This window comes from Bacillus stercoris, from assembly GCF_029772985.1.
GTDB lineage: Bacteria > Bacillota > Bacilli > Bacillales > Bacillaceae > Bacillus > Bacillus stercoris.
Window position 1 is genome coordinate 2,364,416 of the sequence record NZ_CP121861.1, and the last position, 18,524, is coordinate 2,382,939.

1 protein-coding gene and 1 pseudogene are annotated in these 18,524 nt (G+C 47.1%); both read left to right on the forward strand.

Annotation, left to right across the window (positions count from 1 at the left end):
- The first annotated feature begins 17 nt into the window (after positions 1–17).
- The gene (locus tag QA442_RS12675; protein ID WP_279473089.1) at positions 18–7,685 is read left to right on the forward strand and encodes a non-ribosomal peptide synthetase; all 7,668 of its coding nucleotides are present in this window, start codon (positions 18–20) and stop codon (positions 7,683–7,685) included.
- 25 nt (positions 7,686–7,710) lie between these two features.
- Positions 7,711–18,521: pseudogene (locus QA442_RS12680) on the forward strand (amino acid adenylation domain-containing protein).
- The last annotated feature ends 3 nt before the right edge of the window (positions 18,522–18,524 follow it).

The following is an 18,524-nucleotide window of genomic DNA, read 5'->3' on the forward strand; positions in this document are numbered from 1 at the left end:
GAGAGGAGATTCATCTGATGCCGCAGCAACCCGAAATACAGGATATATACCCTTTGTCTTTTATGCAGGAAGGGATGCTTTTTCACTCATTGTATGATGAACAGTCGAGAGCTTATTTTGAACAGGCCTCTTTTACGATCAATGGACAGCTTGACTTGGAGCGTTTCCAGAAAAGTATGGATGCTGTTTTTGACAGGTACGATATCTTTCGAACAGCATTCATCTATAAAAATGTAGCCAAGCCTCGTCAGGTCGTGCTCAAGCAACGTCCTTGCCATGTTCATTTTGAAGATATTTCTCACCTCAATGAAAAAGATAAAGAACATTGTACAGAGGCATTCAAAGAGCAGGATAAATCCAGGGGATTCGATCTGCAAACGGATGTACTAATGAGAATATCTATTTTAAAATGGGCGCCTGGTCGTTATGTCTGTATTTGGAGCCACCATCATATTTTAATGGATGGCTGGTGTTTAGGCATTGTCATTAAAGATTTTCTTCACATTTATCAAGCGCTGGGTAAAGGCCAGCTTCCTGATTTGCCTCCCGTACAGCCGTACGGGACGTATATTAAATGGCTGATGCAGCAAGATCGTGAAGAAGCAGCTGAGTACTGGAAAAAGAGGCTTCAGCATTTCGAAAAATCTACACCCCTGCCGAAAAGAACAGATCAAATTCCGAATGGGACACTACAGCAGATCACGTTTGCCATTCCCGAAAAAGAAACCGCCGAATTACAGAAAATCGCAGCAGCTTCTGGTGCGACACTAAACACTGTTTTCCAAGCTTTATGGGGGATTATGCTTCAAAAGGTCAATCGCAGCAGCGATGCTGTGTTCGGTTCAGTTATATCAGGCAGACCTTCTGAGCTAAAAGATGTGGAAAACATGGTCGGGCTTTTTATCAATACCATTCCTATTCGAGCCCTAAGTGATTCTCTGTCTTTTTCTGACCTAGTCAGGAGAATGCAAAAGGACATGAATGAGGCAGAAGCCTATAGTTACTTCCCCTTGTATGATATTCAGGCGCAGAGTGCTCTTAAGCAAGAGTTGATCGATCATATTATCGTCTTTGAAAATACACCTACCCAGCAAGAGATCGAAGAGCTGAATCAAGCGGGGTCATTTGATTTCTCCGTCAAAGATTTTGAGATGGAAGAGGTGACCAATTATAGTTGCAGTGTCAAAGTGATCCCAGGCCGTACCTTGTACGTTCGGATTCATTTTCAGACCGGCGCTTATCAACCAAGCATGATGTCCGAAATAAAAGATTATTTGCTGCACATGGTCTCTGACGTCATCTCTGATCCATCTCTTCCTGTGTCAAAGATGACATTGCTTGATGAGAACAAAACACGGAAAATCGTTTCTCAAAACAACAGGTCAGTATCTGTTTCGCCTGAAGCCCCAACTCTGCACGGTCTGTTTGAACGACAGGCGGCTTTCACACCGGAGCGGACAGCCATTCAATTTTCAGGCGGTTCGCTGACGTACGCTGAGCTTGACATGTATGCCAGCCGGCTGGCAGCCCGCCTTGCGGCACGCGGCGTCTCGAAGGAAAGCATCATCGGTGTCCTGTCTGAGCGGTCACCTGACATGCTGATCGCTGTACTTGCTGTATTAAAAGCTGGCGGGGCGTATTTGCCGCTTGATCCTGAGTATCCAGAAGAGCGGCTGAGCTACATGCTGAAAGACAGCGGGGCAGCTCTCTTGCTGACACAGCCGGGATGCTCCGCACCGAGCTTTTCCGGAGAGACGCTTGAAGTTGACCTGACATCTCTTGCGAGAGAAAAAGCAGAAAACCATGTATTTGTTTCTGCTGACAGTGGTTCTCTCGCCTATGTCATCTATACGTCTGGCTCCACCGGGCAGCCAAAAGGGGTAGCCGTCGAGCACCGCCAGGCTGTTTCTTTTCTGACCGGCATGCAGCACCAATTTCCGCTTTCGGAAGATGACATTGTCATGGTGAAAACCTCTTTTTCTTTTGATGCATCTGTTTGGCAGCTGTTTTGGTGGACACTTTCCGGCGCTTCGGCTTATCTGCTTCCTCCGGGCTGGGAGAAAGATCCGGCATTGATCGTAAAAGCCATTCATCAGGAAAACGTGACAACGGTTCATTTTATTCCGGCTATGTTGAACAGTTTTCTCGATCAAGCGGAAATCGCAACACTGGGTGACGGGACAAGCCTGAAGCGTGTATTCGCCGGAGGTGAACCGCTTGCACCCCGTGTGGCAGCGCGATTTGCTTCTTTATTGCCTGAGGTATCGCTGATCCATGGCTATGGGCCGACAGAAGCAACGGTTGACGTGGCATTCTACATGTTGGACCCAGAGCGGGACAGGGACCGCTTGCGGATTCCGATCGGGAAGCCTGTACCCGGTGCGCGTTTGTATGTTTTAGATCCCCATTTAGCCGTACAGCCCTTAGGTGTCTCCGGTGAACTGTACATTGCTGGAGCGGGTGTGGCCAGAGGCTATTTGAATCGGCCGGCCTTAACGGAGGAGCGTTTTCTTGAGAATCCCTTTTACCCGGGTGAACGCATGTACAAAACAGGGGATGTAGTCCGCTGGCTCCCTGACGGGAATATGGAATTCCTGGGCCGCACGGATGATCAGGTGAAAATCCGTGGCTACCGGATTGAGCCCGGAGAAATTGAAGCAGCGCTTAGAAGCATAGAAGGCATAAGGGAAGCGGCCGTTACCGTACGGACAGACAGCGGCGAGCCGGAATTATGCGCTTATATAGAAGGAATCCCGAGAAACGAAGTGCGGGCGCAGCTTGAGAGACGGCTGCCGGGCTACATGATCCCAGCCCATATGATCGAGATGGAACAGTGGCCGGTTACGCCAAGCGGAAAGCTGGACCGGAACGCCCTGCCAGCTCCTAACGGAGCGGCAGATGCAGAGACCTACACAGCGCCAAGAAATGTGACCGAGATGAAGCTTGCCCAGCTGTGGGAGGACGTCCTGAAAAATGGCCCTGTCGGGATTCATGACAACTTTTTTGACCGCGGAGGACATTCCTTAAAAGCAACCGCGCTTGTCTCCCGAATTTCAAAAGAATTTGATGTACAGGTGCCGCTGAAAGATGTGTTTGCTCATCCGACGATAGAAGGACTGGCTTCTGTTATCCGTGAAGGAACGGACAGTCCATATGAAGCAATAAAGCCGACGGAACAGCGTGAGACCTATCCGGTTTCATCTGCCCAAAAGCGGATCTATGTCCTTCAGCAGCTGGAGGACGGAGGGACAGGCTACAATATGCCGGCTGTATTAGAGCTGGAAGGAAAGCTTGATCCAGAAAGGCTGGACAGGGCTTTCAAAGAGCTGATCAAGCGCCACGAGTCGCTTCGTACCTCCTTTGAACAGAATGGAGGCGGCGATCCTGTGCAGCGCATCCATGACGAGGTGCCGTTTACATTACAGACGACAGTTCTCGGCGACCAAACTGAACAGGAGGCCGCAGCCGCGTTTATCAAGCCGTTTGATCTCAGCCAAGCGCCGCTGTTCCGTGCCCAAATCGTAAAGATATCAGATGAGCGGCACCTTTTGCTGGTTGATATGCATCACATCATTTCAGACGGTGTTTCCGTCAACATTCTGATTCGGGAATTCGGAAAGCTGTACAACAACCGGGCCCTTCCGGCGCTTCATATTCAATATAAAGATTATGCCGTATGGCAAGAAGGATTCAAAACAGGAGACACGTACAAAACGCAGGAGGCGTACTGGCTGAAGCAGCTCGAGGGCGAGCTGCCGGTGCTGGATCTCCCGGCTGATCAACCCCGCCCGCCGGTGCGAAGCTTTGCGGGTGACAAGGTCTCATTTACGCTTGATCAAGAAGCGGCATCAGGGCTTCACAAGCTGGCACGGGAGAATGGAAGCACACTGTACATGGTGCTCCTTGCGGCCTACACAGCGTTATTGTCACGCTTAAGCGGACAGGAAGATATCATCGTCGGCTCGCCAATTGCCGGTCGGCCGCACAAGGATCTGGAGCCGATACTCGGCATGTTTGTGAACACGCTGGCGCTTCGGACACGCCCGGAGGGCGGGAAGCCGTTTGTACAGTATTTGCAGGAAGTGCGCGAGACAGCATTGGAAGCCTATGAACATCAGGATTATCCGTTCGAAGAGCTTGTCGATAAGCTTGAATTGACAAGGGATATGAGCCGGAATCCGCTGTTTGACGTCATGTTTGTTCTTCAAAACATGGATCAGGAATCGTTGGACCTGGATGAACTGTGTCTCAAACCTGCAGCAAACAATGGGCATCAAACGTCCAAATTTGATTTAACCCTATATGCTCAGGAACAGCCCCACGGTTTGCTGACGTTCCAAATGGAGTTTAGTACTGACTTATATAAGAAAAAAACGATAGAAAAGTGGCTTCAATACTTCATCAATATGTTACTCTCCATCATCCAGGACAACAAAGCCGTTCTCGGAACAATAAATATCCTGAATGAAGATGAGGCCCATTACCTTATCCATGAACTCAATCGTACAAAAATGGATTATCCAAGAAATGAAACCATCAGCAGACTCTTTGAAATGCAGGCGGAACAAACGCCTAATGCCATAGCAATTGTCAGCGATACACAAGAGTTAACATACGCGGATCTGAACAGCTGGGCAAATCAAATTGCTTCACTTCTACAGAGAAAGGGAGTCGGTCCCGATCGAGTCGTAGCCTTGTTGGCAGGACGAACGCCAGAACTCATAGCAGGTATGCTGGGCATTCTGAAAGCCGGGGGAGCCTATCTGCCTATCGATTCTAATCTGCCTGTTGAACGGATAGCTTATATGCTGTCTGACAGCAGGGCAGCATTACTCCTTCAATCTGAAAAAACAGAAAAACAGCTATTAGGCATTGAATGTGAACAAATCATAATCCAAGATATTCAAAAGCAAGGAGAGGCAAAGAACGTTGAATCTTCAGCAGGGCCACATTCACTTGCATATATCATTTATACCTCTGGATCAACCGGTAAACCAAAGGGTGTCATGATTGAGCAGCGAAGTGTCATTCGTCTTGTGAAAAACAGCAATTATATTACATTTACACCAGCTGACCGCCTTCTGATGACATCATCAATCGGTTTTGACGTTGGATCATTTGAATTTTTTGGACCGCTGTTAAATGGTGCCGCTTTGCACCTGTCCGATCAACAAACCTTTCTCGATTCCCAACAGCTTAAGAGATACATAGAACATCAAGGAATCACAACGATGTGGCTGACCTCGTCTCTATTCAATCATTTGACAGAGCAACTCGAGACAACATTTTCGCAGCTTAACCATCTGATCATAGGCGGAGAAGCTTTGTCGGCAAGCCACGTCAATCGAATCAGAAATGCCTGCCCTGAAGTATCGATATGGAACGGATATGGGCCAACCGAAAATACAACTTTTTCGACATGCTTCCACATTCAAAAAACATATGAACTCTCCATTCCGATCGGGCGGCCGGTTGGCAATTCCACCGCTTATATCTTAAATCAATGGGGAATGCTGCAGCCGGCCGGAGCTGTTGGCGAACTTTGTGTCGGCGGAGATGGCGTTGCCAGAGGGTATTTACACCGTCCTGATTTAACGAAAGAGAAATTTGTCCAAAACCCATTTGTACCCGGCGATCGACTGTACCGCACAGGTGATCTGGCGCGCTGGCTTCCCGATGGCACAATTGAGTACGTTGGCCGTATTGATGATCAAGTAAAAGTCAGAGGCTATCGGGTAGAGCTGGGTGAGATCGAATCAGCACTTCGCCACATAGACGGAGTCAAGGAAGCGGCGGTGTTGGCACGTACAGGACAGTCAGGGAGCAAAGAGCTGTTTGGCTATATCAGCGTAAAAGCGGGCACGAATGCTGAACAAGTGCGTTCTCTTCTCGCCCGTTCACTGCCTAATTATATGATTCCGGCGTATATCATTGAAATGGAGAATCTTCCGCTCACATCGAACGGCAAATTGAACCGGAAAGCACTGCCTGAACCAGATTTCGCATCTAAACAAACATACATCCCGCCACGCAACGAACTTGAAGAGCAGCTGGCATTGATCTGGCAGGAGGTTCTAGGCATCCAGAGGATCGGAATAGAGGATTCATTTTTTGAATTGGGCGGCGATTCAATCAAAGCGCTTCAAGTTTCTGCACGTCTCGGGCGCCACGGGTTAAGCTTGCAGGTAAGTGATTTATTCCGTCGTCCAAAGATAAAAGACTTATCACCATTTATTCGTAAAACAGAGAGAGTCATAGAACAAGGACCTGTTCAGGGAGATGTTCCATGGACGCCTATTCAGAAATGGTTTCTCTCACAAGACATAGAAGAACGACACCATTTCAATCAGTCTGTCATGCTTTTCCATACTGACCGTTTGTCTGAAGACGCTCTTAGAGCATCCTTAAAAAAGCTGGCGGAGCATCATGATGCGCTTCGGATGGTTTATCGTAACGATGGCGGGCGATGGATTCAAATCAACCAAGGCATTCATGAATCACAGCTATACAGGTTAAAAATATCTGATCTTTCACAATCTGAAAACGATTGGGAAACACAAATCAAACGAGAAGTTGCAGATCTTCAGCAAAGCATCAATTTGCAGGAAGGGCCATTGTTACATGCCGCGTGGTTTAAAACACTGACCGGAGATTACTTGTTCCTTGCGATCCATCATCTTGTCGTTGACGGTGTGGCATGGCGGATTTTGCTGGAGGATTTGTCAGCAGGGTACCAACAAGCGTCTTCAGGCCAGGCGATTCAGCTTCCGCCTAAAACTGATTCCTACCAGGAATACGCCAGACGGATTCAGGAATATGCCCAAAGCAGCAAGCTGATTCGTGAAGAGGCGTATTGGCGAAGTGCAGAAGAACAGCAAACTGCAGAACTGCCATATGAAATGCCGCTTCATGAGAACACTGGCTGCAGCAAGAGGGACTCGGTAAGCTTTTCACTCTCTGAAGCAGACACTGACGTTTTGCTGCAAAACGTCAATCACGCCTATGGCACAGATACACAAGATATTCTGTTAACCGCAGCATCGTTGGCGATTTGTGAATGGACAGGAGGAAGCAAGCTCCGAATCGCTATGGAAGGACACGGAAGAGAGCACATTATACCGGAGTTAGATATCAGCCGAACGGTCGGCTGGTTTACATCCATGTATCCCGCCCTCATAAGCTTTGAAAATGAAAGGGATGAGCTGGGGACCGCAGTAAAAACCGTTAAAGATACACTAGGCCGGATACCAAACAAAGGAATAGGTTACGGTATGCTGAAATACCTCACACACCCTGAAAACAAAAGCATTGCGTTTTCAAAAACACCTGAAATCAGCTTTAACTATTTGGGCCAGTTCAACGACATCGAAAGACAGGGCAGCTTCCGCCCATCAAGTCTTGGAAGCGGCAAAGATATCACTCATACATGGAAGCGTGAGCAAATCATAGAGATAAGTGCAATGGCAGCAGACAAAAAGCTTCATTTCAATCTTAGCTATCCGCCGGCCCGTTTCCATAGAAACACAATGGACCAGCTTATCAACAGGATCGAACACTTTTTGCTGGACATTATGAAACACTGCGCCGGTAAACAAAAAGCAGAAAAGACACTGAGCGATTTTAGCAGTCAATCATTAACGGCAGAGGATTTGGACAGTATATCCAGCTTAGTGGAAGATTTGTAGAAAATCGTGACAGGGAGACATGAACATGACAAAAGCGAATTCAATTCAGGATATTTATCCGCTGTCTTACATGCAGGAAGGGATGCTTTTCCATTCCCTCCTGCAAAAAGATTCACAGGCATATGTTGAGCAAGCTTCTTTTACAATAGCAGGAAAAGTCAATCCGCAGTATTTTCAAAACAGCATCAATGCTCTTGTCGCAAGACACGATATTTTCAGGACGATTTTTATCAGTCAAAATGTTTCCTCTCCCCAGCAGGTTGTCCTGAGAGAACGCAATGTCGTCGTGCAGGAAAAAGACATTACGCATTTAAACGAAGAGCAGCAATCACAGTTTATCGAACAATTGAAAGAAAAAGACCGCGCTCAAGGGTTTCACTTGCAAAAAGATCTGCTCATGCGCATCACTCTGATTCAAACAGGAGAGGGCCAATACACTTGTATTTGGACCTTTCATCACATCATGATGGACGGCTGGTGCCTCAGTATTGTGTTAAAGGAATTTCTTCATATTTATGCATCTTATGTAAATGAATCCGCTATATCACTAGAGCCGGTTCAGCCATACGGAAGGTATATCAAATGGCTGATGGAGCAAGACAAAGAGCAGGCAGTTTCATATTGGGATCATTACCTTTCCGGCTATGAACAGCAAACCATGCTCCCAAAGCAGAAAAAAACAAAAGGGAGAAGCAGGCAGGAACACGTTACGTTTTCATTCTCTAAGAAAGAAAGCAGCAGGCTTTCGGAGCTTGCAGCAAGAGAAGAAGTGACACTCAGTACGATTTTCCATACCATTTGGGGCATTCTGCTTCAAAAATATAATAATCATGATGACGCCGTATTCGGTTCTGTCATTTCAGGAAGACCCGCCGAAATCGAAGGCATTGAACAAATGGTAGGTCTTTTCATTAACACGATACCGGTTCGGGTGCAGGGGGCAAAAACACCATTTCTACAGCTCATAAAAGATATGCAAAAAGACCGACTTGCCGCTGAAGCATACAGCTACCATCCTTTATATGAGATTCAAGCCCGTTCAGCGGTTAAGCAAGGGCTGATTGACCATATTCTCGTATTTGAAAACTATCCGGTGCAGAAAGAGATTCAAATGCTCAACAAACAGGAACATGCTTCAGATCTTTTTCAGATTCATAACTTCACTGTGGCAGATGAAACCAACTACAGCTTTTATCTTATGGTAGCGCCAGGAGAAGAAATCCATATGAAAATGAGCTATGATGCTGAGCAGCACGATCGGTCTTTTGTGCTTTCTGTCAAGGAGCATCTTCTGAATGTTGTATCGCAAATTTTACACAATCCGAATCTTTCACCTGGAGAAATCAAGATTACGACAGACACTGAAAAGCGGCAGCTGATTGGAGAAATCGCAGATCGAACACCAGTTTACGAAACCATCCATGCCATGTTTGAAACACAAGCAGAAAAGACGCCGGATGCTTATGCGGTAATTGATCAAGCCTGCTCGTTAACATACAAAGAACTGAATAAATCGGCTAACAGATTGGCGCGGCATTTACGAATGAAGGGTGTTGCGAGACAAGAGCCCATTGCGATTATGATGGAACGCTCAGCGGCGTTTATCACAGGTGTTCTTGGAATCTTAAAGGCAGGCGGCGCTATTGTTCCGATTGATCCGTATTATCCAGCTGACAGAATCCGTTATATTCTAAATGACTGCGGCTGTTCGCATGTTGTTTCACAAGCGCATCTTTCCTCATCGTTAGAAAACAATTACATTATCACTCGTGCAGAAGATATCGAATGCAAAGAAGACGGCAGTAACATGAAATCAGTCAATAATGCTGACGATCTGCTGTATATCATTTATACGTCAGGTACAACAGGTAAACCAAAGGGTGTTCAATTTGAGCATCGAAACATGGCTAACTTGCTGAAGTTCGAATATGCACACTCTGGCATTGATTTCGAAGCAGATGTTCTGCAATTTGCGACACCTGCCTTTGACGTCTGCTATCAAGAAATATTTTCTGCGCTTCTTAAAGGCGGCACACTGCACATCGTGCCAGAAGCCATAAAAAGAGATGTGCCTCAGCTGTTTGCATTTATAAACAAGCAACAGACGAATATTGTGTTTCTCCCAACTGCTTTTATCAAAATGATTTTCAGCGAGCAGCAACTGGCAAACTCGTTTCCTTATGGCGTCAAACACTTGATTGCAGCCGGGGAACAATTAATGATTTCAGACCTTTTCCAAGAGGTGTTACGTGAACGCGACATACACCTGCACAATCATTACGGACCTTCAGAAACTCATGTCGTATCAACGTATACCATTCATCCGGGAGACCCTATTCCGGAGTTTCCGCCAATCGGTAAACCGATAAGCTGTACTGATCTATATATTTTGAATCATCAAAAACAGCTGCAGCCATACGGCGTATCAGGTGAACTCTATATTTCCGGCGCAAGTGTTGCCAGGGGGTATGTCAATCACGATAAACTGACACGCGACAAATTTTCATCCGACCCATTCAGGCCTGGTGCGATCATGTACCGTACAGGTGATTTGGCCAGACGGCTTGAAGACGGCAACATCGAATATATCGGACGGGCAGACAATCAAGTGAAAATCAGGGGTTATCGAATCGAGCCGCAAGAAATCGAAGTCACGTTAATGAATCATCCGGACATAAAAGAGGCTGCCATTCTCATTAGACAAGATGAAAACGGTGAACATGAATTACGCGCTTACTATTGCAGTGTACAAAAGGTGAATGCAATAGATTTACGCAGCTATATGGCTAGTGAGCTACCAGAATACATGATTCCGGCGAAATGGGTATGGGTTGACAGCATACCTCTTACCCCAAATGGCAAAGTAGATCAATCAGCACTTCCAGAGCCAGATGCTTCAATCAGCGGAAATCCATATACTGCTCCTCGTAATCTGTTAGAGGCAAAGCTTTCACAACTATTTGAAGATGTGCTGAAGAATGGCTCTATAGGCATCCAAGACAACTTTTTTGATCATGGCGGCCACTCTCTAAAAGCAACAGTGCTGATGTCACGGATTGCAAAGGAATTTCATGTGCAAGTTCCGCTTAAGGACATTTTTGCCTATCCGACAGTGGAAGGGTTAGCTTCAATCATTCGAAATGCAGAAGAAAATCCGTATGCAGCAATTGAACCGGCAGAAGAAAGGGAGGCATATCCTGTATCTTCCGCTCAAAAACGGATCTATGTGCTTCAGCAGCTTGATGAGGGTGTCGCCTATAATATGCCTGCGGTCTTAGAACTGGAAGGGACACTGGATGTCGCTAACCTGTCTGCTGTATATAAAGAACTGATCAGTCGGCATGAGCCTCTTCGAACTTCCTTTGTATCCGGGGCAGATGGCGAGCCTGTTCAGCGTATTCACACCGAGGTACCGTTTGAATTAAGCAGAGAGACCGATATCGAGAGATTTGTTCGTCCCTTTGATCTCAATCAAGCGCCGTTATTTAGAGCGGGTCTTGTAAAAGTGTCGAACGAGAAGCATGTATTGCTGGTAGATATGCACCATATTATTTCAGATGGCGTATCCGTTCAGCTCCTAATCCGAGAATTCACCGATCTTTATGCAAAACGGCAGCTTAAGCCGCTGCGGATCCAGTATAAAGATTACGCCGTCTGGCAGCAGCTTTTTAAAAAGGGAGACTCGTATCAAAAGCAGGAGACTTACTGGCTGCAGCAGTTTAGCGGAGACCTCCCTGTACTAGAGCTTCCGACAGATAAACGCCGTCCGGCAGAACGGAAATTCACAGGCGGAAAAGTAACCTTTCAAATGGATAAAGAGCTCACGTCCCGGATAAAACAGCTTGCCCATAAAAACAGCAGCACACTTTACATGACACTGCTCGCTTTGTATTCAGCTTTTTTATCACGGTTAAGCGCTCAAGATGATATCGTAATTGGTTCACCTATCGCCGGACGGCCCCATGCCGACCTTGAAGCTGTTCTTGGGATGTTCGTCAATACATTGGCTCTCCGCACACGACCGGCCGGTCATAAGACATTTGAAGAATTTCTGAAAGAAGTCAGACAGACGGCACTGGAAGCGTACGAGCATCAGGATTATCCGTTTGAAGAGCTCGTGGATAAACTCGGCGTACAGCGGGAAATGAGCCGGAATCCACTGTTTGACACAACGCTTGTCCTTCAGAATATGGACCAGCAAAAGCTGAAAATGAAAGATGTACAGCTTCAATGGAAGGACTTGCATCATCCAATATCTAAATTCGATATTTCCTTGTATGTTACAGAACACGATTCCGAACTTTTCTGTCAGTTTGAATACAGTACAGCTTTGTTTGAGAAAGCGACCATCCAAAGGTGGGCCGGCCTTTTCACCACCCTTGTGGAACATACAGCTGTCAGTCCTGAAACAGAATTGGACAACATCCCAATCTTAACAATAGGAGAAGAGAGAGAGTTCATTGAAGCATGCCATCCGGTTCAGGAGACGGGCTATCTGATGAATCAAACGCTCCACCATGCACTCGAACAGCAGGCAGCAAAAACGCCTGATCAGACAGCCGTTATCTTTGAAGCTGGAGCGATGACCTATAAAGAATTGAATGAACAGGCTAACCGTATCGCCTGGGAGCTGATTGGACGGGGAGTAAAATCTGAAACAACAGTTGCCATTATGGGAAGGCGTTCGCCTGAAATGCTGATTGGCATTTATGGCATTCTTAAAGCGGGCGGCGCTTATCTGCCCATTGACCCGGATTATCCGGAAGAACGAATCAGCTTTCTGCTCAAAGACAGCGGTACAAACATTCTCTTGCTTCAGTCTGATGGCCTTCATGTTCCGGCATTTGCAGGAGAGATTCTTTATCTCAATCGGACAAATAACGGGCTGAAACATCGTTTGTCCAATCCGAATGTTAACGTTCTCCCGCAATCTTTAGCCTATGTCATCTATACATCCGGCTCTACCGGGATGCCTAAGGGCGTTGAAGTTGAACATCGATCAGCGGTGAATTTTTTGAATTCCCTTCAGTCCCGTTATCAACTGAAGCAATCAGATGTGATTATGCATAAAACATCTTATTCATTCGACGCTTCAATATGGGAGCTGTTTTGGTGGCCTAATGCCGGTGCTTCTGTTTATCTGCTTCCTCAGGGAGGCGAAAAAGAACCTGAAGTGATTGCAAAGGCCATAGAAGAACAAGAGATCACAGCTATGCATTTTGTGCCTTCAATGCTACATGCCTTTTTAGAACATATAAAAAATCGCTCTGTACCGATGAAGAAGCCAAACGGACTCAAGCGGGTGTTTTCCGGTGGAGAGCAGCTGGGGGCCCATCTCGTCTCCCGATTTAGCGAGTTGCTACCAAATGTTGCATTAACCAATTCCTACGGGCCAACAGAGGCAACTGTAGAAGCTTCATTCTTTGATTGTCCGATGCATGAAAAACTTGAACGAATTCCTATTGGCAAACCTGTTCACCATGTCAGATTGTATATTCTCAATCAGAAGCAGCGGATGCTGCCTGCCGGATGTATCGGTGAACTGTACATTGCCGGAGCGGGGGTGGCCAGAGGCTATTTGAATCGGCCGGCCTTAACAGAGGAGCGTTTTCTTGAGGACCCGTTTTACCCGGGGGAACGCATGTACAAAACAGGGGATATAGCCCGCTGGCTCCCTGACGGGAATATGGAATTCCTCGGCCGCACGGATGATCAGGTGAAAATCCGTGGTTACCGGGTTGAGCCTGGAGAAATTGAAGCGGCGCTTAGAAGCATAGAAGGCATAAGGGAAGCGGCCGTTACCGTACGGACAGACAGCGGCGAGCCGGAATTATACGCTTATATAGAAGGACTCCCGAGAAACGAAGTGCGGGCGCAGCTTGAGAGACGGCTGCCGGGCTACATGATCCCAGCCCATATGATCGAGATGGAACAGTGGCCGGTTACGCCAAGCGGAAAGCTGGACCGGAACGCCCTGCCAGCTCCTAACGGAGCGGCAGATGCAGAGGCCTACACAGCGCCAAGAAATGTGACCGAGATGAAGCTTGCCCAGCTGTGGGAAGACGTCCTGAAAAACGGCCCTGTCGGGATTCACGACAACTTCTTTGACCGCGGAGGACATTCCTTAAAAGCAACGGCGCTTGTCTCCCGAATCTCAAAAGAATTTGATGTACAGGTGCCGCTAAAAGATGTGTTTGCCCATCCGACGGTAGAAGGGCTGGCTTCTGTTATCCGTGAAGGAACGGACAGTCCATATGAAGCGATAAAGCCGACGGAACAGCGTGAAACCTATCCGGTTTCCTCTGCCCAAAAACGGATTTATGTCCTTCAGCAGCTGGAGGACGGGGGGATAGGCTACAATATGCCGGCTGTATTAGAACTTGAAGGGAAGCTTGATCCAGAAAGGCTGGACAGGGCTTTCAAAGAGCTGATCAAGCGCCACGAGTCGCTTCGTACCTCCTTTGAACAGGATGGAGGCGGTGAGCCGGTGCAGCGCACCCATGATGAGGTGCCGTTTACATTACAGACGACAGTTCTCGGCGACCAAACTGAACAGGAAGCGGCAGCCGCGTTTATCAAGCCGTTTGATCTCAGCCAAGCGCCGCTGTTCCGTGCCCAAATCGTAAAGGCATCAGATGAACGGCACCTTTTGCTGGTTGATATGCATCACATCATTTCAGACGGTGTTTCCGTCAACATTCTGATTCGGGAATTCGGAGAGCTGTACAACAACCAGAACCTTCCCGCACTTCATATTCAATATAAAGATTATGCCGTATGGCAAGAAGGATTCAAAACAGGAGACGCGTACAAAACGCAGGAGGCGTACTGGCTGAAGCAGCTCGAGGGCGAGCTGCCGGTGCTGGATCTCCCGGCTGATCAACCCCGCCCGCCGGTGCGGAGCTTCGCGGGTGACAAGGTCTCATTTACGCTTGATCAAGAAGCGGCATCAGGGCTTCACAAGCTGGCACGGGAGAACGGAAGCACACTGTACATGGTGCTCCTTGCGGCCTACACAGCGTTATTGTCACGCTTAAGCGGACAGGAAGATATCATCGTCGGCTCGCCAATTGCCAACCGCACAAGGATCTCGAGCCGATACTCGGCATGTTTGTGAACACGCTGGCGCTGCGGACACGCCCGGAGGGCGGGAAGCCGTTTGTACAGTATTTGCAGGAAGTGCGCGAGACTGCACTGGAAGCCTATGAGCACCAGGATTATCCGTTCGAAGAGCTTGTCGATAAGCTTGAATTGACAAGGGATATGAGTAGAAACCCGCTGTTTGATGCCATGCTAGTTGTTCAAAATAATGATAACGAGCCATTGCAACTGCATGATTTGCAAATGAAGCCGGCACAAGTTTCTCATTTCGTGTCTAAATTCGATTTAACATTACAAGCATCTGAAGGTGACGGAAACATCCATTTCCTTTTTGAATATTCAACAGCACTGTTTGAGAAAACCACCATTGAACGCTGGGCGTCGCACTTGACAAATATACTTCGCATCATCGGCAAACACCCGGAGGTGACACTCAATCATATCGACGTCCTGACACAAGAAGAGCGGAACCAGCTGCTCAATGAGTTTAACACCGGGCAAGCGAATCAGTACGAAGTACAAACAATCAGTCAATTGTTTGAGCAGCAAGCTGCACGAACACCAAAAGCGTCTGCACTTGTCAGCGGAGACAAAATACTCACTTATCAGGAGCTAGACGAGTGGTCCAATGGAATCGCACACACATTACGCAGCAGAGGTGTTAAACCGGACACACCAGTAGGCATCATGGTGCATCGTTCGTTTAGTATGGTGGCAGCCATACTTGGTGTGTGGAAAGCCGGAGGCTGTTACGTTCCCATTGATCCTGAATACCCGGCGGAACGGAAACGATATATTCTCAGCGACAGCGAAACGAAACTACTGTTGACAGTAAATGAAGCGGATTGGGGAGAACTTGCTGATTTTGAAGGAGAGGTCTTGACGATAGAGAGCGCGGAGGCTTATGACAAATCGCCGTTGTCGCAAGTGTCGTCTGCCCATCATTTGGCTTATATCATTTATACTTCAGGAACGACGGGCCGTCCAAAAGGGGTGATGGTCGAGCATAAAGGGATTGCCAACACGCTTCTGTGGCGGCGAAACGCTTATGCATTCAACGAGACAGATGCCATCCTGCAGCTCTTTTCTTTCTCATTTGACGGATTTTTAACTAGTATGTTCACACCGCTTTTGTCAGGCGCAAAAGCAGTTCTGCTTCATGGAGAGGAAGCAAAGGACATTCTGGCCATTAAGCATCAGCTGTCTCGTCACCGGATTACACATATGATTATTGTGCCTGTTTTATATCGAGCGCTTTTGGACGTAGTGCAGCCGCCAGATGTAAAGACACTTAGAGTCGTCACACTAGCGGGAGAAGCAGCTGACCGCGAATTGATTCACCGCAGCTTGGCCATTTGTCCGCATACCGAACTCGCCAACGAATATGGGCCTACAGAAAACAGCGTGGCGACTACCGTCATGAGACATATGGAAAAGCAGACATATGTAAGCATCGGCCAGCCGATTGACGGGACTCAAGTACTGATATTAAATAGCAGTCATCAGCTTCAGCCAATCGGTGTTGCGGGAGAACTTTGTATAGCTGGAACAGGGCTTGCAAGGGGGTACGTCAATCTTCCGGAACAGACAGAGAGAGCCTTCACAAAGAACCCATTCAAACCCGAAACACGAATGTACCGAACAGGAGACGCCGCTAGATGGATGGCCGACGGAACAATCGAATATCTGGGAAGAATCGATGATCAAGTCAAAATCAGAGGATACCGTGTAGAAACGAAAGAAATTGAATCGGTCATCCGTTGTATAAACGGTGTACAAGACGCCGCAGTAGTTGCTCATGTAACAGCGTCAGGACAAACCGAATTAATCGCTTATGTTGTGACAAAACCAGAGTTGAGCACAAATACTGTACGCTCAGAATTACAAAACAAGCTGCCGGTGTTTATGCACCCTGCGTTTATTGAAAAACTGGATGCACTTCCATTGTCACCTAACGGCAAGCTGGATCGCAGAGCACTTCCGAAACCCGTATCGAAGAGCGGAGCTGAACGTCCATTCCTCGCTCCAGCCAGCAGGATGGAACAAATACTGGCGGATATATGGACAGAAGTACTGGGGGCAGAAAAGATCGGAACTGCTGATTCGTTCTTTGAACTTGGAGGAGATTCGATCAAAGCGTTACAAGTATCCGCACGGCTTCATCGGATAGGAAAGCAACTGGCAGTAAAAGATTTGTTTAGCCATCCGACCATTCAAGAACTAGCAGCTTATATCCGTGATTCAGATACAAGTTCCAGCCAAGCTGCGGTTGAGGGAGACGTACAATGGTCGCCTGTTCAAAAATGGTTTCTTTCTCAAGATATAAAAGAAAGACACCATTTTAATCAGTCCGTTATGCTGCATCGGAGCACTTCTGTACAAGAGGTAGCACTTCGTAAAACGTTAAAAGCAATAACATGTCATCATGATGCGCTGCGGATGGTATTTACACAGAATGAACAAGGAAAGTGGAGTCAATATAATCGGCCGCTCAGTCATTCGGACGACGCGCTGTACGGCCTTAAGATTATTGATTTGTCGGCTTCGGACAGCACTGATGGTAATAGACCGTATGAATCTCTAATCAAAACCCATGTACTTGATATTCAGCAGAAAATGGATTTAAAAAATGGTCCGCTGCTGCAAGCCGGTCTTTTTCACACAATTGACGGTGATTTCTTATTTTTATCTGCTCATCACCTCGTCGTTGACGGTATTTCGTGGCGAGTGCTGCTAGAAGATTTGGCTTTAGGCTATCGTCAAGCTGCAGGCGGGGAAGAGATTCAGCTGCCGCCTAAAACAAGCTCATTTAAAGCGTATACGAAAAAGCTCTCTGACTACGCTGAAAGCCAGCAGCTAATGAAACAGCTTAAGTATTGGCGCGAAACCGAAGAATATCAAACAGAAGCACTGCCTTTTGATCAAATCGGGGGAACCAGAGAAAACGAGAGAAAACGGTCCACGATTTCGTATACCTTAAACGAGAAAGAGACAGCGGCGCTTTTAAAAGACGCCAACAGCGCATATAACACTGATACGCAGGACATGCTGCTGTCTTCTGTCATTCTTGCGCTGCACCATTGGACCAATCGATCCGCCTTCAAACTATCCTTAGAAGGACATGGTCGAGAGGGTGTATTAGACGGGATAGATGTGAGCCGTACGGTTGGATGGTTTACCGCCATTTATCCGTTATTGATTAAACTGAACGCAGACTTGCTAGATTCAGAAGAAGGCATAGTTCATGTGCTAAAAACAACAAAAGATACACTGAGACGCGTACCGGACAAAGGATTCGGCTACGGTGTCATTAAATATTTGACGCCGCCTGACAAAAAAGACATCAATTTCATAGGCACGCCAGAAATCAGCTTCAATTATTTGGGGCAATTTGAAAGCAGTAGTCCAACTGAAGTATCTGAAGAAGACGCCTTCTCATTCTCTCCGCTTGGTGCCGGGGATGATATCAGCACAACATGGAACCGTGAACAGTTACTGGATATCAGCGCAATCGCTGCAGAAGGGAAAATGACTGTCAATATGACTTATGACACTACGCGTTTTCAGCACAAAACCATCGAACAGCTTAGCGAAACATGCCGTCAATGTTTATTACAGCTGATCGAACACTGCCAGAACAAAAGCGAAACAGAAAAGACCATCAGTGATTTTGATGATCAAGAACTGACCGAGGACGCGCTGCAAGAGATTGCTGATATGCTCAGTTTTCACTAATGA